An 18289-nucleotide genomic window follows, 5' to 3' on the forward strand; every position below is an offset into this window, starting at 1 on the left:
GTTCTACTCCTCGACCTTGCCGGAGAAGGACGCGGGAGGATTGGCGGCCGTGGGTGTCGGGAAAGGAGCTTGTGCCGCGCCCTGTGTCGCGCCCTGTGCCGCAGCAGGTTCCGCGTCTCCCGGTTTGGCGGCGGTGCCGCCTTGGACGGGTGATGGCGCGGATGGTTGGCCAGCCTTGGTGGCGCCCCCAAGCCGTGCTTCGACCTCGGCCCTGATCGCATCGACCGGCGAGCCTGCCGACCTCGCAGCGCCCTTGGCCCGTGCTTCGGCCACCACCCTGGGATCGGGCAGGGCTCCCGATGGCACGGCACCTGGGCCGGGCAGTCCGGCTTGCTCGTCAGGCTTGTGGCTAACGGCAGACTGTGGATCGCCGGGCGGATTGGCCTGCTGCGCAGCGAGGGGCGCAGCGGCATCAGCGTCAGCTTGGGCCTGCGCCGCACCCTGCTCGCCCGAGCTGGCGCCGGACAGCTGCATCCAGCCACCCGCATCGGCGACGGTGTGCACTACCCGCGGCTCGTGAAAATTGCCGGAGCCATCGACATAGGAGGGGAACACCACCTTGAGCACGCGGCGCTCGCGGTGGGCGACACCTGGCCCGGCTGCGGCGATCCTGCCGCTGCCGGTCGGCATCAACCGGGCGCTCTGACCTGAGGTCCGTGACTGGGGCCGGAAATAGGGCCCTGAGGCCGGCACCATCGGGCGCGCATTCTGGATGACGGCAAGCGCCTGGTCGTCGATCACGGTCGAAGGCGCGCAGGTGCCGCCGGGCGCGCTGCAGGCAAAGTTGCCCTTGATGTTGCCGCCCCAGAGGCTCGTGCAGGCCGCCATCTGCGTCGCGGCCAGCCCGAGCGCGGCCACCTTCGCCGCGCGTGCAAGGCCCGGCCGCGCTGCATATCCGTGCGACTGCCGCGCAAGAAGCATCTCGATCTGCCCCGCGAGATTCCAGAGCGCCAGCCCGGCCTCGAGCGTCACGCTGTCCTGCGACAGCGCGATATGCCCCGCCGAGCGCTGCCAGGCACGCTGGCGCAGCAGCATGAGTTCGCGGGGGGTGAGCGCCCTGCCCCTGCCTTTGCCACTGTCGCTTGCGAAGGCTGCGACAAGATTGTGCCAGAGGGCGATTGCCTCCGATTGACCAAGATTCAGGGCCGGAAGCCGCACCTGTCCCCGCGAGCGGCGCTGCACCGCGCGCTGGAACACTGACTGTTGCCGGGGCGTGAGAAGCGTCATGAGCGCACGGCCTTGAGCCAGGTTTCGAGAACCGCGCGCGGGCGGTAGCCTTCGATCACAGCGCCGTCCGAGCGCACGATCACCGGGGTTCCGGCAATCCCGGCCTCGCGGGCGAAGCGCTCGTTGGCATCGAGCGCCGAGGTGTCGCAGGGCTTGCTGTCGGCGATGGCTGCGCCGGCGTAGGCCGCCTTGACCGCGCGGGAGCGGTTGCGCGCGCAGAACACCTGGTTGGCAAGGTCGCGGCTGCCGAGCACCGAGATCGGCCGCTCGATCACCCGCACGTTCATCGCCTCGAGCTCGGCCGAGAGCGCCCGGCAATAGCCGCAGCGAAAATCGCTGAACACCGTAACGGTCTTGCCGGCGGGGTTGCCCCAGACGATGCCGCCAGCCTCGGGCAGTTCGGCGAGCGACATCGTCCGGGGGGACCCCTGCGCGCCTGTCTCACGCGCAGCGGAAGTATTGAGCCCGCGGGCCGAAGCCTGCGTGGTTTCGGCTTCGCGGCGGCTGCCTGCCGCCCCGCCGACGAGGAGGTCAGGGTTGACCTCGAGCAGGCGCACGGCGGTCAGGTCCTGGCGGGTCTGCATGTCGTAGACCCGCCCGATCATCAGGTAGCGCGCGGTCCGGTCGACGTAGAATAGCTGCGAGCCGGCGGTCACTTCGCAGACCCCGTCCACCACCTGGCAATTGACGCGGGAGACCGCGGTGCGGGGCAGGCGCTCCTTGAGCAGGCTCGCCACCGCCACATCGGCTTGCGAAGGGCGGCGCTCGCCGCCCTCGGCACTGGCCCAGACCAGCGAGGCGCCGCTGCCGAGCGCCATGGCCGCAAGCGGCCAGGCCAGACGCTTGACGGCGCGTTTCGTGGGCTTGAGCCGTTTCAGATCAGCAAAGTGGAACGTCATCGCCTTCACTCCTCATCCGTTGATGAACACGCCCTCGAGGAAGACGATCTCGACATCGATCCCGGTCGGCATCTCGATCACGGGCTGGTACTGCTCGGCCCGCTCGATCAGGTATTTGGAGACCATGTCGGCCGAGGTCGCGACGCCTTCGCCCAATCCGCCTTCGAGGATTTCACCCGTGCCGAGCTTCTGGCGCTGGCCATTCACATTGACGTTGGCGCCCTGGAGGACCGAGCTGGTGTTGGCCGAGAACCCGCGCCCGAACCCGCCGGCGAGCCCGGCTAGGAAAGCCTGGCCGACGAGTGCGCCTTCGCGGCTGACCACCCGGCCCCTCACCCCGGTCTTGCCGCCAAAGGCGATGAAGCCCTTGACGTCCGAGACCGCGTAGCGGCCGCCCGGCTGCGGGCAGGTCATGCGCTGGAGCTTCACATAGACCTTCTCCGAGGAGAGGTCGGCGCGCGCCGCGCCGTTGACGAGGCAGCCGGCGATGTTGGTCGTGAGCAGCCGCCCCTTGTCGTAGACCGAGCGCGCCGGCCCCGTGATGCGCAGCACGACGGGGAGCGGATCGGTCTGGCTCTGGACCCCGGCATTGGCATCGACGCCGACGATCACCTTGGCGACTGCAATTGAATTGGGCGGCAGGTAATTGGCGCTGTCGGTATAGACCGTGTTGCCCCTCGGCACCGGGGTTCCAGTGCCGCTCGTCGCGCCTTCACCGAAAGAGACGAGACTGACCTCGCCGCCGCGCGCGATAGGAAGCCCGGCGGCAGAAGCTGCAGCCTGCCCCGCAGGCGTGTTTGGCATTCCCGCGAGGCGTGGGGCGCCCGCCACCTGGTAGCTTGGCGGACTGGTTCGCCCGTAAAGTGCATTGGGCCCGGAATTGATACCCGCACTGGAACCCACCGGCGACTGGCGCGCGGCGGCGAGCGCGGCGCGCAGCTGCTCGTTCTCGCTCTGGTAGGCGGAGAGCACGCGCTCGGTCTCGGGCGGCATGCCGGCGCCCGACTGCTGGGCGAGCTGGGCTTCGAGCTGGTCGGCACGTTCGGCGCGCGCCGCGAGTGCGCGCATGTTGGTGTCCATCGCCGAGATCTGCGCTTCGGACTGGGCGCGCCATTCCTTCTCGGCCATGTTCTTGTTGACCATCTCGTCGACCGAGACGCCCTCGACTTCCTCCTCGAGCGCCTTGCCGCTTTTGCCCGGCTTGTCGTCGAAGATGTAGAACGAGCCGGCGACAAGCGCGGCCGCGCCCGCGCCGCCAAGCAGCAGCATCTGCTTGCGCTTCACCGCCTCGTTGGTCGCCATGGCATCGCCGAGCGGCGAACCGTCCGCGCCCTCGCCGGCATCGAGCGCCTTGGGCTTCTTCTGGAATAACTTGGCCAAGTCCATCACCGCGCCCCTGTCAAAGTGTTGGCACTGGACTGGATGAGGTAGACGGCGGCTTCCTGGCCGGAGGCGAGTTCGCTCACCGGCGCCATGAAGGCGAGCGCGCCGCGTGCGGCGAGCATGTTCTCATCAAGACTTTGCGCCTGCCGCCCGGTGTTGCGCACGCGCAGGACCAGCCCCTTCATCTCCGCGCCGCGATACTCGCCGACCTGCTGGACCTGGAGGCGTCCGACCATGACCGGTTCGAGAACCGTCGAGCGCATGTCGAAGCCGTCGATCGCTTCGCCGCGGTACATCGCCTGGGCAAGCCGCACTGCGGCATCCTCGGGCGAGCTCTGCACCTCCCAGTCGCGGGCGCGATCGCTGGTAATCGCGGCATTGGCGATGAACACCTGCTCGGCCTCGGTGCCGCGTACCTGGCAGACGAACTTGTAGACGAAGCCCTTGCGGGTCGTGCCGAAGAACGAGAGCGACGCCTTCGGGAAGCCGTCGGGCACCGAGATATAGATGTCGCCGCGCACTGGCTCGTTGACGATCTTGAAATCTTCGGCCGGGTTGCCGGTAGTGATTTTCGAGACCGAGGCGAACTGGTCGCCCGCAAGGCTGATCCGGGTGAGGTCCCTGGCCGAGGCGACGCACTGGACCGTGCCGTTGTCGGCCGCCATGACATTCTGATCGGCCAAAGCTGGCGATGCGAGGCCGAGCGCTCCCAGGGCGATCAGCGCGGCGCCGATGGGTCTGCCAAGGGTGGCGAAAGGTCGTCCGGCGAGCATGGCGCCCGCGCCCATCGCGCAGGCCGGCAGGCTCAGGGCGAGAGCTATCGTCATGCGTCTTCCCTCCCTGTGGTGTTCTGGCGATCCGCGTCCTTGCCATTCGCGCCTTTGCCAGTGACCTGGCCAAACCCGGCGAGCTTCAGGCTCACGCCCGAGTAGGACCACACGAAGCGGAAGGTCCGCGCCTCGGCGGTCACTTCCTTCGATCCGACGACGGTATGGAGGATGCCGTTGACCTCGCTGGTCAGCCCTTCCGGATCGACGGTGAGTTTTTCGATGGTGAAGTATTGCGAGACGTTCGAGCCGTTCTGTTCGCTGAACACCTTCATCAGCTCGGCCTTCATGCGGCCGTGGGTCCTGGGGTCGGTGATCTCGAGGATCGAATCCATCCAGTACTGGAGGTTCGACGGCGAGCGGTTGAGCGTGAGCAGCGCCGCATCGCGGGTAACGAGCTCGAGATAGTCCTTGTCGATGTGCGAGGAGGAAAGCGTCAGCGGCCTTGCCAGCACCGGCTGCAGCACCACCTCGCGATCGCGGCTTGCCGCGGTCAGCGTAAGGAGCACCGAAACCCCGAACAGCGTGGCGCAGCCGATCGCCAGCAGGTTGCGCTGTTTCAAGAGTCGCTGCGCCTGGGCATGCGAAATCGAGAGATCCATGTCAGCCCGCCATCACGCGAAGGTGGGAGGGCGGCGTCGCCTTGAGGCCCATGAACGAGCCCGGCAGATACCAGTAGGCCGTGTGGATGATCCACGAGACCGCGCGTCCCGCCTTCAACTTGCGCAATCCCCACCAGGCCAGCACGCTTGTTAAGAGCCCAATCAGAATATGTTGAGACAGGACGCCCCAGGCGAAGGGCACGATCATCGCGATGAACTCATCGAGCGTCCAAAAGCCGATCAGTTCAGGATCATCGAGATGCGCCGGGACCGTGTATCGCTGCATGGCAGACACCACCCTCCAAGGATCCGGTCAGACGCCGAGGCCTGCGCCGGACAAACGAATGGTCAGATGGTCGCAGTGACCGCGGCGGTGACGATGGGAACGCCGGTGCCGGCCCCCACCCCGACCCCGACGGGGATCGCGACCTGGGCCAGGCTGAAGCGGCCCGAGGCGAGACCGACGATGCCGCCCGCGAGGCTGAGAACGGTGATGATCTTGCCGCCCGAGCCTTCGAGAAAGCCGGTGAACGCGGTGAGCGCGGTATTGAACGTGGTGTCGGCGCCGGCCATCGCCACCTCGCTGCCGAAGGCCAGACCCAGCGCCGCCACCGCCGCGCCCTGGGCGATACCTGCGCCCTTCCCCTTGAACCAATTTTTCATCGCAATGCTTCCTTCTTTGAAACCGCCCACGTCATCCCCGGGCAGGTTCAAAGAACAGGGGCGAGCATCTGGTCGCAATTAAGGAAGGGTTTCTTCCGATGCGCGAATCGTCATCATTCCTCTAGATGGATTCGGGACGGCTATTGGTTTTCCATTTGGGAAATCGAGAGGTTCCATTTCGGAATACCGAAGTTCCACTTGCGTGCAGCTGTCACCTGGGCAGGCAACCGCCATTGCCTGGATCGAAACTAGCCCGCGCGAATCGGCCAGTCACCTCGCGATTCGGAAAATTAACGATTCTGGGTCATGATCGCGCAGATCATGGAACACCCGGCGCAAACTCGATGGCTAGCGGAACACGCAATATCCGGATGCTCATAAGCCAGAATTGCTTCGCACTTCTGGCCGACGCCATGTGTGACTTTTCCAAGAAAACCGCTAAATTCCAGAGCTTGCGTGCAACTGTCCAGCACGCCTGCTCGCGCGCCAGTTCGATGGAGATCGCGCGCGAAGACCTGGACGGATTCCTCGCTCAGCATCCAATCGACGGGCAAATCAAGGTTTGGCTTGAAGTGGGTCCCGAGTGGCTTGACGATTATAACGCCGTGCGCCGAAGAATCGCGCAGATCAGCGGCAAGCCAGTGAAGGACAAGGCTGTCATTCCCTTTATTGTGCACCTGACAAAGCCCGGACACTTGATCTGAAAACGCTATGGGAATTGCCTTAATCGGCAATGCAAACACTTGACACTCTATGGTATCCCATAGAGCGATTGTCCCGAAAGGGGCGAGCCATGCCGCACAGCACTGTCACACCCGAGACCGTTTTCTGCCCGAAGCCAGCATCCTTGGGCGACTCGGTATTCTGCTTTGGACAGGCTGCGCCGCGCCTCTCCGAGCAGGAGCAATACAAGCGTCTGATCGATGCCGAAGCGGGCAAGCAGGGCTTGCCTCTTGCTCATCTGGCCGATCGCCTCGAGATCGCTCGCCCGCGTCTTCACAAGGTGATCCGCAAGAAGGTGGCGCTCAAAGATGACCTGCGCGACCGCCTGTTCGAGGCTCTCGATATCGATTGCGTGCGCGCCAAGTTTTGCGTGACCTTTTTGCACGATCACACCGCCTATGACGACCCCGAGGTCTTCCTCATCTGCGAGGCGATGAAAGGGTTCTACTGCGAAATCCTGACGCGCCGGCGCGGCGAAATCCAGGTGACCCTGCGCCCACCCATCATCCATGAAGCGCTGGGCCGGGCCTATGACATGCTCCTCTCCCACCAAGAGCGGGTGATGGAGCACGACCGGACGTTGCAGGCGTGATGTGAGGAGGGCTCGCGCAGCAGAGTGTCATGCGCCCTGAAGCGCTCGCGGCCTGGACCCAGCTCTATGCCGCCGTTGGCCTGCTCGCCGGAATCTGCGCGACCTGTGCGCTCCTGCGCACAATTATCGAGCTTCAATCAGGCGCGATCGGCCTGCCGACCGACACATGGAAGCAGAAAGCGATCTGGTTCCCGCGCCTCTGGCTGCGGTTCCAGCTGAATTACCTCAGCGGGTTTCCGTGCATCATGGGGATAGCCTTGCTCTACGCACACTACATTGGGTTCGATGCGTTCAACCCGTCGTAGCGAATGAGTTCGACGTCGCGGTAGCCCGAGGCGCGGACGGCGATCATCGCGAGTTCGCCTCGGTCGGGTTCGCGCATGTTGGCCTGATCCAGCTCGATCAGGCGGCCCCAGTTGGTGAGGATCGTGCGCACGTAGTGCTGGGTTTCTGGGATCGCGGGGATGCGGCCATAGCGCAGCGCACGGCGTTCCGGGCCAGCATTGTAAGCTGCAAGGGCCAGGTCGATACGCCCGAAACGGTCGAGTTGCTCACGAAGATAGCGAGCACCCGCCACCATGTTCGCAACTGGCTCCCACGGATTCGACAACCCCAGCTGACGTGCAGTACCCGGCATGATCTGCATCATACCCATCGCTCCGGCACGGCTCAAGGCAAGGAAGTCATAACTTGACTCCTGAGCTATGACGGCGTCGAGCAAGCGGGTGGGCAGGCCGTGATTACATGCGATGCGCGCTACCGTCTCGAAGTGCGCTGCGCGGCGCACTTCGGCCTCGGGCGAGAGCCACCATGCACGAGTATATCCATCATGCATACATGGTTCCAAATTGAATGCTGGCGATCTTGAAGCTGTTAGTGGAGGCAAAGAAATATCCTGAACAATAGGTATGCGGCCATTGGGCACCACCTCAAGGCTCTGAAACTCGATTCCGCTCGCGACCGTGGTCGCACCTATGCTTGTCGCTCGCTCAAAGCGCGTCAACTCAGCCTCACGGGCTTGTGCTTGCGTCATAGTCGCTAGCGCTACCAACGCGAGTACTCGAAAAAAAACCAGCATCACTTTTCGCCTCCTAGAGGCGGGCCGGCAGTCGGGAAAGCGCGCAATCAATCAATCAAAGATATCGGGCGGCGTCAACTCATGTTGCCGCGAACGCGACCGGTTAGTTCATGCCGTCTCACGGTTACCTGCTGCGGAAGAAACCCACCGGGCAACATCAAACAGCGGCTCCGCCGTTCCGCAAGTGTGTGTCGCCTTGGATGGGTAAAAGCTCCTTGAGCGCTACGCTCACGTCGCCCAGGCGTTGCTGGTTTGGCGAAACACCTGCTTCCACCAGCTTCCTGCCCTGAACATAGTCCTTGACCATATTGACGCAGTCGAGCGCGATCACTTTCCCGCCCTTAAGATAAACTACCGAAAACGCCCGCGCGTCCGGGGACCCACGCACCACGGTCTGGTCATAGCCGACCGAGAGGCCGGCGGTTTGCAGGCGCAGGTCGTACTGGTTGGACCAGAACCACGGGAAGGCATGATAGGGCTTCTCGTCGCCACAGATGGCCTTGGCAACGCAGGTTGCCTGATCGTTGGCATTCTGCACCGATTCGACGCGCATCACTTTTCCGTCGGCAAAATCACAGGCGAAGGCGGCACAATCACCGATGGCATAGATATCGGGGAGCGAGGTACGGCAGTACTCATCGACGTCCACGCCATTGCAACCTGCTGCTCCGGCTGCGATCAGCGGTGCGACGGCAGGCACGATGCCGATGCCGACGATTACTGCATCGGCGGGAAGCACCGAGCCGTCACCCAGCCTGACTCCGGTAACGCGCCCTTCACCCTCAAGCGCTTCAACGGTTGCGCCGGTCCGCAGGTCAACACCGTGGTCGCGGTGTTCTTTTTCGTAGAAGGCCGACAGCTCCGGCCCGGCAACGCGCGCAAGCACACGGGGGAGAGCCTCGAGCAAAGTGACCTTGCACCCCATTTTGGTGAGCACGGCTGCTGCCTCAAGCCCGATGTAGCCGCCGCCGATCACGCAGATGTTTTTCGCTCCTCCGTCGATCTCGCCCATCAGCGTGTCGCAGTCTTCGCGGGTGCGCACGCCGTGGACACCGGAAAGGCTCCCGCCGGGAACGGGCAGCTTGCGCGGATCGCCGCCGGTCGCCCAGACGAGCTTGCCATAGCCGAAGCTGGAGCCGTCCGAGAGGGTAAGCTGCTTCGACGCCGGATCGATCGCCGTCACTTCGATGCCGAGCATCAGGCAAACGCCTTTCTCCTCCCAGAACTGCGGCGGGCGGATGTAGAGCCGGTCGAAGGTCTTCTCGCGGGCGAAGTATTCCTTGGAGAGCGGTGGGCGTTCGTAGGGCGGTTCGCACTCGCGGCCGACAATCGTCACAGTGCCTTCGAACCCGGCCTGCCGCAGCGCGATGGCGCACTGCGCCCCACCATGCCCGGCTCCGACAATAACGATATCAGCCACTATCAGGAGTCTCCAGCATTTCGCATCGGTCTAAATAATAATTTTATTATATTAGTTATCTATCACGTATACTTAATAGCCCTTGAGTAAGGCCATCTAATTTTTTGTCTTTGCCAGGAAATATTGAAAACATCTTCACAAAAATATTCATTTTGAGCTTAACGGTGACAGACCCGCTTCACTGCCACGACGATCCGCGCCGCGTCGATCACCGCCGCCTTCTCAAGGTTCGCTGCATAGGGCAGTGGCACGTCCTCGTTGCAGACTCGCAACACCGGCGCGTCGAGGTGATCGAAGCCGTCCTCCATGCAGATGGCCGTGATCTCCGAAGCGATCGAACATTGCGGCCAGCCTTCCTCGGCCACGACCAGCCGGTTAGTCTTGGCGAGCGAAGCCAGGATGGTCTCCTTGTCGAGCGGACGCAGCGTGCGCAGGTCGATCACCTCGGCCTCGATCCCCTCGGCGGCCAGCGCATCCGCCGCCTCGAGCGCGAGCCCGACGCCGATCGAGTAGGACACGATCGTAACGTCGCTGCCTTCGCGCATGATCCGCGCCTTGCCGATCGGCAGCACGTGGTCGTCCAGCTCGGGCAGTTCGAAGCTGCGGCCATAGACCAGCTCATTCTCGAGGAAGACCACCGGGTCGTCGCTGCGGATCGCGGCCTTGAGCAGGCCCTTGGCGTCAGACGCGTCGTAGGGCGCGATCACCACCAGCCCGGGGACATTGGCATACCACGGACCGTAGTTCTGGCTGTGCTGCGCGCCGACCCGGCTCGCCGCGCCGTTGGGGCCGCGGAACACCACCGGGCAGCGCATCTGCCCGCCCGACATGTAGTTGGTCTTGGCGGCCGAATTGATGATGTGGTCGATCGCCTGCATGGCGAAGTTGAAGGTCATGAACTCGACCACGGGCCTCAGCCCGCCCATCGCCGCGCCCGCGCCGATCCCGGCAAAGCCGTATTCGGTGATCGGGGTATCGATCACCCGCTTCGGCCCGAATTCCTCAAGCAGGCCCTGGGTGACCTTGTAGGCCCCCTGATAGTCGGCGACTTCCTCGCCCATCACGAACACGCGGCCGTCGCGGCGCATTTCCTCGGCCATGGCATCGCGCAAGGCTTCGCGCACGGTCGACATCTTCATGTTGGTGCCAGCGGGCACTGCCGGATCGGCGGCGCGCGGTGCAGCCACCGGGCGCTCGATCGCGATTGCGGGCGGTGCAGCCTGGACTTCGGTCAGCACCGGAGCCGAACTCGGTGTGACTTCCCCGTCCCCGCCGATTACCGCGATCACGGTTCCGACCTTGACCCCTTCGGTGCCCTCGGCAACCAGGATCTTGCCTACGATCCCTTCATCGACGGCTTCGAATTCCATCGTCGCCTTGTCGGTCTCGATCTCGGCAAGGATGTCGCCCGATTTGACCTCGTCGCCTTCCTTGACCAGCCACTTGGCCAGCGTCCCCTCTTCCATGGTCGGGGACAGCGCGGGCATTCTGAGTTCGATGCCCATCAGTAGGTCTCCACCAGTACGTCGGTGTAGAGTTCGGGCAGCTCCGGTTCCGGCGAATTTTCTGCAAAGTCAGCAGCTTCGGCCACTTTGCTGCGAATCTGCTTGTCGATATCCTTCATCCGTTCCTCGGACACCCCGCGCTTGACCAGCTCGGCCTTGGCGGCCTCGATCGGGTCGTGGTTCTCGCGCATGTCCTGCACTTCTTCGCGGCTGCGGTATTTGGCGGGGTCCGACATCGAATGGCCGCGATAGCGATAGGTGTGCAGTTCCATCAGCACCGGCCCGGCACCGCTGCGGACATGCGCCAGCGCCACTTCGGCGGCGGCGCGAACCTCGAGCACGTCCATGCCGTTGACGTTCATCCCGGGGATGCGGAACGCGGTGCCGCGGCGGTAGAAATCGGTTTCGGCCGAACCGCGCTTGACCGCCGTGCCCATCGCGTAGCCGTTGTTCTCGACCACGAACACGATCGGCAGGCTCCACAGCGCCGCCATGTTGAAGGCTTCGTAGACCTGGCCCTGGTTCGCCGCGCCATCGCCGAAATAGGCCATGCAGACGCCGCCGTCCTCGTTGTACTTGTGCGAGAAGGCGAGACCTGCCCCAAGCGGCACCTGCGCGCCGACGATGCCATGGCCGCCATAGAATTTGTGGTCGACGCTGAACATGTGCATCGACCCGCCCTTGCCGCGCGAGATGCCCGCGGCGCGGCCGGTGAGCTCGGCCATGATAACCTTGGGGTCGATTCCATAGGCCAGCATGTGGCCGTGATCGCGGTAGCCGGTGATGACGCTGTCCTTGCCCGGCGTCAGCGCCGATTGCAGCCCCACCGCGACGGCTTCCTGGCCGATGTAGAGGTGGCAGAACCCGCCGATCAGACCCAGGCCATAGAGCTGCCCGGCGCGCTCCTCGAAGCGGCGGATCAGCAGCATCTGTTCGTAGAATTTCAGCAGTTCTTCATCTGAGGCCTTGTGCCGCAGGTTCGCCGCGTGTGTTTCCTGTAGGCTACGTAAAGCGGATTTGATTTCACTTTGAGGCCTTTGCCGTCCGTCTCTATTTGATCGTCTGTTTTGCACAGGATCTCCAATTCCTTAAATGTGTAGCGCCCGCTCAAAGGCGGCCAGCACGCTTTCATGCATCATCTCGCTCAGCGTCGGATGCGGAAAGACCGTGGCCATCAGTTCGGCCTCGGTGGTCTCGAGCGTCTTGCCCACGACATAGCCCTGAATCAGCTCGGTTACTTCGGTACCGACCATGTGCGCACCCAGCAATTCGCCGGTCTTGGCGTCGAACACCGTCTTGATGAAGCCTTCGGGCTCGCCCAGTGCGATCGCCTTGCCGTTGCCGATGAACGGGAAAGTGCCTGCTTTCACGGTGTAACCGGCCTCTTTGGCCTTGGCCTCGGTCAGCCCGACGCTGGCGACCTGCGGGCGGCAATAGGTGCAGCCCGGGATGTTGCGCTTGTCCATCGCGTGGGGGTGGACAACCTTGTTGCCGAGTGCATGGGCGATCGCCTCGGCGGCAATCACGCCCTCGTGGCTGGCCTTGTGGGCGAGCCAGGGTCCGGGGGTAACATCGCCGATCGCCCAGATGCCGGGCACGTTGGTGCGGCCCAGGCCGTCGATCTGGATGAAGCCTCTTTCCGATTTGATACCGAGTGCTTCAATGCCGATATTCTCAGTATTTGGCATGATCCCGACCGCTACGATCACGTGGCTGAACTCGCTCTCGCTGACCTTGCCGTCCTTGTCCTTGATCCTGGCCTTGACCCCATTGGGGCCGGAGGCGAGGCTTTCCACCCCCGCCCCGGTCAGGATCGTCATGCCCTGCTTCTTGAGTGCCTTTTCAAGGAAGGCCGAGACATCGGCATCCTCGACCGGGACGATCCGGTCCATCATCTCAACGACCGTAACTTCGCTTCCCATATCGTTGTAGAAGCTGGCGAATTCGATCCCGATCGCGCCCGATCCGATGACCAGCAGCTTGCCTGGCATCTCGCTGGGGGTCATGGCATGGCGATAGGTCCAGATCCGCTTGCCGTCGGCCGGGGCGAAAGGCAGATCGCGAGCGCGCGCGCCGGTGGCAATGATGATGTGCTTGGCGGAGAGGGTTTCGGTGCCCTTGTCGCCCCTCACCTCCAGCTTGCCGCCTCCCTTGAGAACCCCCTCTCCCATGTGCACGGCGATCTTGTTCTTCTTCATCAGGTGGGTGACGCCTTGGTTGAGCTGCTTCGCCACTCCACGGCTGCGCTTGACCACCGCGTCCAGATCGGCGCGGATGTTGTCCGCCGCCAGCCCATATGCGGCGGCATGGCGCATGTTGTGCAGCACTTCGGCCGAACGCAGCAGCGCCTTGGTTGGGATGCACCCCCAATTAAGGCAGATCCCGCCCAGGTTCTCGCGCTCGACAATCGCGGTCTTGAGTCCCAACTGCGCCGCGCGGATCGCCGCAACATAGCCGCCAGGGCCGGAACCGAGGACGATGAGATCATACTGCTCAGCCATCTTACGCCACCAGCCCCAGCGGGTTCTCAACCAGATCCTTGAAAGCCTGCATCAGCTGCGCTCCATCGGCGCCGTCGATCGCGCGGTGGTCGAAGCTGCCGGTGGCGCTCATCACCGTCGCAATGGCGAGTGCGCCATCGACCACGTATGGGCGCTGTTCGCCCGCGCCGATCGCCATGATCATGCCCTGCGGCGGGTTGATCACCGCCTCGAACTGCTTGATCCCGAACATGCCCAGGTTTGAAAGGCTTGCCGTTCCGCCCTGGTATTCGTGCGGCTGCAGCTTACCCTCGCGCGCCTTGTCGGCGAGCGCCTTCATCTCGGTCGAGATCTGCGCCACCCCCTTGGTCGCGGCATCGACTACGATCGGCGTGATCAGCCCCGAAGGCGCGGCCACGGCCACCGAGATATCAGCGCGGGTGAACTTGCGCAATTCGTCGGCGGCGAAGCTGACATTGCACTTGGGTACGCGGATCAGTGCCTTGGCCAAGGCCTTGATCAAAAGATCGTTGACCGAGAGTTTGACGCCATCGGGCTCAAGCGCTTTGTTAAGCTCGCCGCGCAGCCTGAGCAGTCCGTCGAGCCGGGCATCGACCGTCAGGTAGATGTGCGGGATGGTCTGCTTGGCCTCCGTCAGACGGCGGGCGATGGTCTTGCGCACATTGTTGAGTTTTTCAGCTTCGTAAGGAATGCTGAAATCAGGTACGGCGTCGACCGCGGCTTGCGGCGCGGGAGCCCGTTGCGTTTCAGAGGGCGTGCTGTCTTGCGCCCCCTCGACGTCAGACTTGACGATTCTGCCACTTGGTCCGCTGCCTCTGATCTCACCAAGATCAACGCCGCGCTGTGCGGCAATTCGTTTGGCCAGCGGAGAAGCGACCACCCGACCACTCTTGGACACGGGGGCTGCAGTCGGCTGAGGTGTTGAAACGGAAACCGTGGACGGCTCAGCTGACTTCGCGGGTTCCGCCGTAGCCTTGACCTCAGCTTTCGGCATGGTGACGGCGCTATCCTCTTCGTCCTCGCAGGTGAGCGTGGCGATCACCGTGCCGACCTTCACCCCTTCCGTTCCCGCGGGCACGGCAATGTCGGCGATAACCCCTTCATCGACCGCTTCGAATTCCATCGTGGCCTTGTCGGTCTCGATCTCGGCCATGATATCGCCTGAAGAAACCGTATCGCCTACCTTGATCAGCCATTTGGCGAGAGTGCCTTCTTCCATCGTGGGCGACAGTGCAGGCATCTTTATCTCAATCGGCATGAAATAATTCCAATAGGTGCGTATAGTGGTCTAATTAGGCCTAAGTGCCAGAAAGACAAAATCAATGCGGGTTCGAATTATTAATAAATTCTTCTGTATCTATCGTTCTTTGCATCGGTTCAGGATAACGATCACCAGAAACTGTGTTTTGATTGATCAGCGCATCACAGCTATCAAGCAGATATTTACCTGGTTGCCATGTAGAGCTGGAGAAGTTTTCCTCCAGGTGGTCGTGCCGGGTGGTGCCGGGGATTGCGTGGACGAAGGGTGCGCGCGACAGCACCCAGGCAAGCGCCAGTTGAGCCGGGGTCACGCCCGCGCCTGCTGCCAGCGCATTGAAGGAATCGACCAGCGCGAGGTTCTTCTGCCAGTTTTCCGGCCGGAAACGTGGGTGAGAGTAGCGAATGTCATCCTGCCGCAAGGTGTCCGGATCGCGCAGGCCGTTGGCGAGCGCCCCGCGTGCCACCGGCGAGAAGGCGACCAAGGCGATGGCAAGCTCGCGGCAGGCATCGAGCACGGCGATCTCGACGTTGCGCGTCCACAGCGAGTATTCGGTTTGCACCGCGGCCATGGGGTGCGCGGCGTGCGCTTCGCGAATGTGCTCGGCGGACCATTCCGACACGCCGTAGGCGCCGATCTTCCCGGCCTCGATTGCGCGTACCAGCGCTCCGACCGAATCGGCAATCGGCACCTCGGGGTCGAAACGGTGAAGATAAAACAGGTCGATGTGGTCGGTCCGCAGCCGCGCCAAGCTCTGGTCGAGCGAACGCAGAATGGAATCCGGGTGGCAATCGGTACCGCGCTTCGGCCCGTCGAACAGGATGCCGGTCTTCGAGGCGAGGAAGAATTCCTTGCGCCGGTGCGCCAGCGTCTCGCCGATCAGCGTCTCGTTGCGGCCGGCGCCATAGATGTTGGCCGTGTCGAAGTGATCGTAGCCCAGGTCGAGCGCGGCTTGCAGCACGCGCCCGGCCTCGTCCGGCTGGGGCGGGGTGCCGTAGCCATGGCTCAGCCCCATGCAGCCGAGGCCGATCGGGTTGACCAGCCGTCCGGCAATCGCCCGCGCGGTGCTCACGACCAGCCGTCCTGCGCTTCGAGGCTGACGGCCAGCTCGCCGATCACGCGGTAGCAATCGAGCACCTGCGCAATGCTCGAATTGGGCTCGCGCCCTTCGCGGATCGCAGCCACGAATTCGCGGTCCTGCAGTTCGATGCCGTTCATCGACACGTCCACCTTCGAAACGTCGACCGGCTCTTCCTTGCCGTTCACCAGATCGTCGTAGCGGGCGATGTAGGTGGCGCTGTCACCGATGTAGCGGAAGAAGGTGCCCAGCGGCCCGTCGTTGTTGAACGACAGCGATAGCGTGCAGATCGCGCCGCTCTCGCTCTTCAGCTGGATCGACATGTCCATGGCGATGCCCAGTTCCGGGTGCTTTGGCCCCTGGATGGCATTGGCCTTGACGATGCGGCCCGCCTGATAGGCGAACAGGTCGATCGTGTGGGCGGCGTGGTGCCAGAGCAAGTGATCGGTCCAGCTGCGCGGCTCGCCCTTGGCGTTCATGTTCTTGCGACGGAAGAAATAGGTCTGCACGTCCATCTGCTGGACGGTAAACTCGCCTGCGGTGATGCGATTGTGCACGTACTGATGCGAGGGATTGAAGCGGCGGGTGTGGCCGACCATACAGGTCAGCCCGGTTTCCTTCGCCTTGGCCAACACGGCCTCGGCATCGGCCCAGCTATCGCACAGCGGGATTTCCACCTGCACGTGCTTGCCCGCGTTCATGCAGGCGATGGCCTGCGCCGCATGCATCTGGGTGGGGGTGCACAGGATCACCGCGTCGATGTCGTCGCGGGCGAGGGCGTCGTCCAACTCGGTCGAAGAATGCTTCGCGCCGTATTTCTCGGCGACGGCAGCAGCCTGTTCGCCGGTACGGCTGATGATGGATACGATCTGCACCCCGTCGATATTCTTCAGGCCGTCAAGGTGCTTTTCACCGAATGCGCCGGCGCCGACGAGTGCGATTCTCATTGTTGGTTTCCTTTCAAACCGTTCACGATGTGGTGTTGAGCAAGGCGTTCGCGAGTTGTGCCGGCGCGGACAAAAAGGGTGAATGACCGGTTTCCAGACTCTGGATCGAGACACATGTGTTTGCCGCCGCCATCTTGCGCTGCGCTTCAATAGGGATTGCCCGATCTCGGATACATTCAACATAGTGACGCGGCACGGAACCAAAGCGCTCGGGTGTCGTCTCCACAGGAGTTCCTAACGGCGCCAAAGCCTGTGGGCGGAGTTTGGCGACGGCGGACTTGCAGATATCCAGATGGACATCCGCAAAAAGCGTGTCACTCGCCGATTGCGGAGGAATAATAGCGGTCAGGCCATCCGCCGAGTATTCCAGCGATAGAGGCGCGCCTTGATCTGCCAGCTGCTTGAGGCTCTGCCCGTTGTCCGGCAAGAATGCCGCGACATACACGAGCGCGGCCACGCGTTCCGGGATCAGTTCGGCAACCTGGGTGATGACAAGGCCGCCCATGCTGTGCCCCACAAGAACCACGGGTTCGCCCTGAGAGCAGACGGTATGCACCACTGCATCACAATAAGCAGCGAGGCTCACGTCCCCGGGCGGTGTCGGATCGTCTCCCGATCCCGGCAGGTCGATCGCCACGACCTTGTGCTTCCCCGCTTCCAGCAGCGGGATCAGTTCATCCCAGCACCAACGTCCGTGCCAGGCGCCATGGATCAGGATAAAGGTGCTCATGTTTTTGCGGTCACTCGGACAAGGGTTCCAGCACGATGTGGCCGATCGCCGTGTTGCTGCAGGGAATGTGATAGTGGCGGTGCAAACGCTTCACCTTCTTGCCTAACGCGCCGCGCATGATCAGCCACATCACCATCTCGATCCCCTCGCTGCCGGTTTCGCGCAGGTATTCGATGTGCGGGATGTGGCGAACATCGTCATTGTCGGCTTCCAGCATGTCGAGGAACCTATTGTCCCACTCGCGGTTGAGCAGCCCGGCGCGCGGGCCTTGCAGCTGATGGCTCATGCCGCCGGTGCCCCAGATCTGCACGTTGAGGTCTTCGGGGAAGCTCTCCGCCGCGCGGGCGATTGCCTCGCCCAGAGCCCAGCAGCGGTTGCCCGAGGGGACCGGATAGGTGACGACGTTGACAGCCAGCGGCACCACCTTGCACGGCCACTTTTCGGGCTGGCCGAACATCATGGACAGGGGCACGGTCAGGCCGTGATCGACATCCATCTCGTTGATGATGGTCATGTCGAACTCGTCGAGGATCAGGCACTGAGCGATGTGCCAGGCAAAGTCCGCATGGCCTTCCACGTCTGGCACCGGCCGCGGACCCCAGCCTTCGTCAGCGGGCTTATAGCGCTCGCCGCAACCGATCGCGAAGGTCGGAATGATGTTGGCGTCGAAGGCGGATGCGTGGTCATTGTAAACGAGGATCACCACGTCGGGCTTCTCCTCTTCTTCCCACTTCTTCGTCCAGTCATAGCCCGCGAAGATCGGTCCGAAGTACTCGTCGCGGGTCTTGCCCTGGTCGACGGCGACGCCGAGCAGCGGCACGTGGCTCGATCCCACTCCAGCGGTGATACGCGCCAT

Annotated in this window: 20 protein-coding genes; 3 read left to right on the forward strand and 17 right to left on the reverse strand. The window is 63.3% G+C overall.

All coding sequences use genetic code 11. The features are described 5' to 3' along the window. Positions 1-3: 3 nt before the first annotated feature. From IQ35_RS13785 to IQ35_RS13815, 7 genes are all read right to left on the reverse strand, one after another. Complete coding sequence (locus IQ35_RS13785) at positions 4-1227, reverse strand: hypothetical protein (RefSeq protein ID WP_092960364.1); 1224 nt, start codon at positions 1225-1227, stop codon at positions 4-6. Then, the gene (locus IQ35_RS13790) at positions 1224-2126 is read right to left on the reverse strand and encodes a DsbC family protein (RefSeq protein WP_092960362.1); all 903 of its coding nucleotides are present in this window, start codon (positions 2124-2126) and stop codon (positions 1224-1226) included. The genes IQ35_RS13785 and IQ35_RS13790 overlap by 4 nt, the downstream gene beginning before the upstream one ends. Positions 2127-2138: 12 nt before the next feature. Further along, entirely contained in the window at positions 2139-3512 is a 1374-nt protein-coding gene (locus tag IQ35_RS13795) for a TraB/VirB10 family protein (RefSeq protein ID WP_092960360.1), read from the reverse strand. After that, positions 3512-4336: a type-F conjugative transfer system secretin TraK gene (locus IQ35_RS13800; protein WP_092960359.1), complete on the reverse strand. Its 825-nt coding sequence runs from the start codon at positions 4334-4336 to the stop codon at positions 3512-3514. The genes IQ35_RS13795 and IQ35_RS13800 overlap by 1 nt, the downstream gene beginning before the upstream one ends. Beyond that, positions 4333-4938 carry a type IV conjugative transfer system protein TraE gene (locus IQ35_RS13805; protein WP_092960357.1) on the reverse strand — a complete coding sequence of 202 codons (606 nt, stop codon included), beginning with the start codon at positions 4936-4938 and terminating at the stop codon, positions 4333-4335. Before IQ35_RS13805 ends, IQ35_RS13800 begins: the two co-directional genes overlap by 4 nt. Position 4939: 1 nt before the next feature. Next, the gene (gene traL, locus IQ35_RS13810) at positions 4940-5224 is read right to left on the reverse strand and encodes a type IV conjugative transfer system protein TraL (protein WP_011608017.1); all 285 of its coding nucleotides are present in this window, start codon (positions 5222-5224) and stop codon (positions 4940-4942) included. Between the two features lie 62 nt (positions 5225-5286). Next, positions 5287-5601 carry a hypothetical protein gene (locus IQ35_RS13815; RefSeq protein ID WP_011608016.1) on the reverse strand — a complete coding sequence of 105 codons (315 nt, stop codon included), beginning with the start codon at positions 5599-5601 and terminating at the stop codon, positions 5287-5289. Positions 5602-5945: 344 nt separating this feature from the next. On the opposite strand from IQ35_RS13815, the gene IQ35_RS13820 reads away from it, so the two are divergent. From IQ35_RS13820 to IQ35_RS13830, 3 genes are all read left to right on the forward strand, one after another. After that, complete coding sequence (locus IQ35_RS13820) at positions 5946-6305, forward strand: hypothetical protein (RefSeq protein WP_092960355.1); 360 nt, start codon at positions 5946-5948, stop codon at positions 6303-6305. A gap of 89 nt (positions 6306-6394) precedes the next feature. Next, entirely contained in the window at positions 6395-6916 is a 522-nt protein-coding gene (locus IQ35_RS13825) for a hypothetical protein (protein WP_011608014.1), read from the forward strand. Between the two features lie 29 nt (positions 6917-6945). Then, on the forward strand, positions 6946-7221 hold the full coding sequence (locus tag IQ35_RS13830; RefSeq protein WP_011608013.1) for a hypothetical protein: 276 nt from the start codon (positions 6946-6948) through the stop codon (positions 7219-7221). On the opposite strand, the gene IQ35_RS13835 is transcribed toward IQ35_RS13830, so the two are convergent. The 10 genes from IQ35_RS13835 to IQ35_RS13880 form a co-directional block, all read right to left on the reverse strand. Then, complete coding sequence (locus IQ35_RS13835) at positions 7188-7994, reverse strand: lytic transglycosylase domain-containing protein (protein WP_092959659.1); 807 nt, start codon at positions 7992-7994, stop codon at positions 7188-7190. The genes IQ35_RS13830 and IQ35_RS13835 overlap by 34 nt on opposite strands. Positions 7995-8151: 157 nt before the next feature. Continuing rightward, positions 8152-9420: an NAD(P)/FAD-dependent oxidoreductase gene (locus IQ35_RS13840; protein ID WP_092959657.1), complete on the reverse strand. Its 1269-nt coding sequence runs from the start codon at positions 9418-9420 to the stop codon at positions 8152-8154. A 152-nt stretch (positions 9421-9572) separates the two neighbouring features. Further along, positions 9573-10919, reverse strand: coding sequence for a pyruvate dehydrogenase complex E1 component subunit beta (locus IQ35_RS13845; RefSeq protein ID WP_092959655.1), 1347 nt, complete (start codon positions 10917-10919; stop codon positions 9573-9575). Beyond that, positions 10919-11941: a pyruvate dehydrogenase (acetyl-transferring) E1 component subunit alpha gene (pdhA, locus tag IQ35_RS13850; RefSeq protein WP_238828902.1), complete on the reverse strand. Its 1023-nt coding sequence runs from the start codon at positions 11939-11941 to the stop codon at positions 10919-10921. The genes IQ35_RS13845 and pdhA overlap by 1 nt, the downstream gene beginning before the upstream one ends. A gap of 66 nt (positions 11942-12007) precedes the next feature. Further along, positions 12008-13420, reverse strand: a complete 1413-nt coding sequence (gene lpdA, locus IQ35_RS13855; RefSeq protein WP_011608008.1) for a dihydrolipoyl dehydrogenase — start codon at positions 13418-13420, stop codon at positions 12008-12010. Between the two features lies 1 nt (position 13421). Next, on the reverse strand, positions 13422-14678 hold the full coding sequence (locus IQ35_RS13860) for a pyruvate dehydrogenase complex dihydrolipoamide acetyltransferase (protein ID WP_011608007.1): 1257 nt from the start codon (positions 14676-14678) through the stop codon (positions 13422-13424). A gap of 61 nt (positions 14679-14739) precedes the next feature. Then, positions 14740-15756, reverse strand: coding sequence for an aldo/keto reductase (locus IQ35_RS13865; protein WP_221442108.1), 1017 nt, complete (start codon positions 15754-15756; stop codon positions 14740-14742). Beyond that, positions 15747-16817 carry a Gfo/Idh/MocA family oxidoreductase gene (locus IQ35_RS13870; protein WP_255535898.1) on the reverse strand — a complete coding sequence of 357 codons (1071 nt, stop codon included), beginning with the start codon at positions 16815-16817 and terminating at the stop codon, positions 15747-15749. The genes IQ35_RS13865 and IQ35_RS13870 overlap by 10 nt, the downstream gene beginning before the upstream one ends. Continuing rightward, on the reverse strand, positions 16726-17433 hold the full coding sequence (locus IQ35_RS13875) for an alpha/beta fold hydrolase (RefSeq protein WP_011608004.1): 708 nt from the start codon (positions 17431-17433) through the stop codon (positions 16726-16728). The genes IQ35_RS13870 and IQ35_RS13875 overlap by 92 nt, the downstream gene beginning before the upstream one ends. Before the next feature lie 10 nt (positions 17434-17443). Further along, positions 17444-18289, reverse strand: a complete 846-nt coding sequence (locus IQ35_RS13880) for a class III extradiol dioxygenase subunit beta (protein ID WP_011608003.1) — start codon at positions 18287-18289, stop codon at positions 17444-17446.

This window comes from Sphingobium wenxiniae, from assembly GCF_007830065.1.
GTDB classification, from domain to species: Bacteria; Pseudomonadota; Alphaproteobacteria; order Sphingomonadales; family Sphingomonadaceae; genus Sphingobium; species Sphingobium wenxiniae.

Coding starts and splice junctions, on each gene's coding strand:
- IQ35_RS13785 (WP_092960364.1), bottom strand. CDS start 1,227: ATGACGCTTCTCACGCCCCGGCAACAGTCAGTGTTCCAGCGCGCGGTG.
- IQ35_RS13790 (WP_092960362.1), bottom strand. CDS start 2,126: ATGACGTTCCACTTTGCTGATCTGAAACGGCTCAAGCCCACGAAACGC.
- IQ35_RS13795 (WP_092960360.1), bottom strand. CDS start 3,512: ATGGACTTGGCCAAGTTATTCCAGAAGAAGCCCAAGGCGCTCGATGCC.
- IQ35_RS13800 (WP_092960359.1), bottom strand. CDS start 4,336: ATGACGATAGCTCTCGCCCTGAGCCTGCCGGCCTGCGCGATGGGCGCG.
- IQ35_RS13805 (WP_092960357.1), bottom strand. CDS start 4,938: ATGGATCTCTCGATTTCGCATGCCCAGGCGCAGCGACTCTTGAAACAG.
- traL (WP_011608017.1), bottom strand. CDS start 5,224: ATGCAGCGATACACGGTCCCGGCGCATCTCGATGATCCTGAACTGATC.
- IQ35_RS13815 (WP_011608016.1), bottom strand. CDS start 5,601: ATGAAAAATTGGTTCAAGGGGAAGGGCGCAGGTATCGCCCAGGGCGCG.
- IQ35_RS13820 (WP_092960355.1), top strand. CDS start 5,946: ATGGCTAGCGGAACACGCAATATCCGGATGCTCATAAGCCAGAATTGC.
- IQ35_RS13825 (WP_011608014.1), top strand. CDS start 6,395: ATGCCGCACAGCACTGTCACACCCGAGACCGTTTTCTGCCCGAAGCCA.
- IQ35_RS13830 (WP_011608013.1), top strand. CDS start 6,946: ATGCGCCCTGAAGCGCTCGCGGCCTGGACCCAGCTCTATGCCGCCGTT.
- IQ35_RS13835 (WP_092959659.1), bottom strand. CDS start 7,994: ATGCTGGTTTTTTTTCGAGTACTCGCGTTGGTAGCGCTAGCGACTATG.
- IQ35_RS13845 (WP_092959655.1), bottom strand. CDS start 10,919: ATGGGCATCGAACTCAGAATGCCCGCGCTGTCCCCGACCATGGAAGAG.
- lpdA (WP_011608008.1), bottom strand. CDS start 13,420: ATGGCTGAGCAGTATGATCTCATCGTCCTCGGTTCCGGCCCTGGCGGC.
- IQ35_RS13860 (WP_011608007.1), bottom strand. CDS start 14,678: ATGCCGATTGAGATAAAGATGCCTGCACTGTCGCCCACGATGGAAGAA.
- IQ35_RS13875 (WP_011608004.1), bottom strand. CDS start 17,433: ATGAGCACCTTTATCCTGATCCATGGCGCCTGGCACGGACGTTGGTGC.
- IQ35_RS13880 (WP_011608003.1), bottom strand. CDS start 18,289: ATGGCGCGTATCACCGCTGGAGTGGGATCGAGCCACGTGCCGCTGCTC.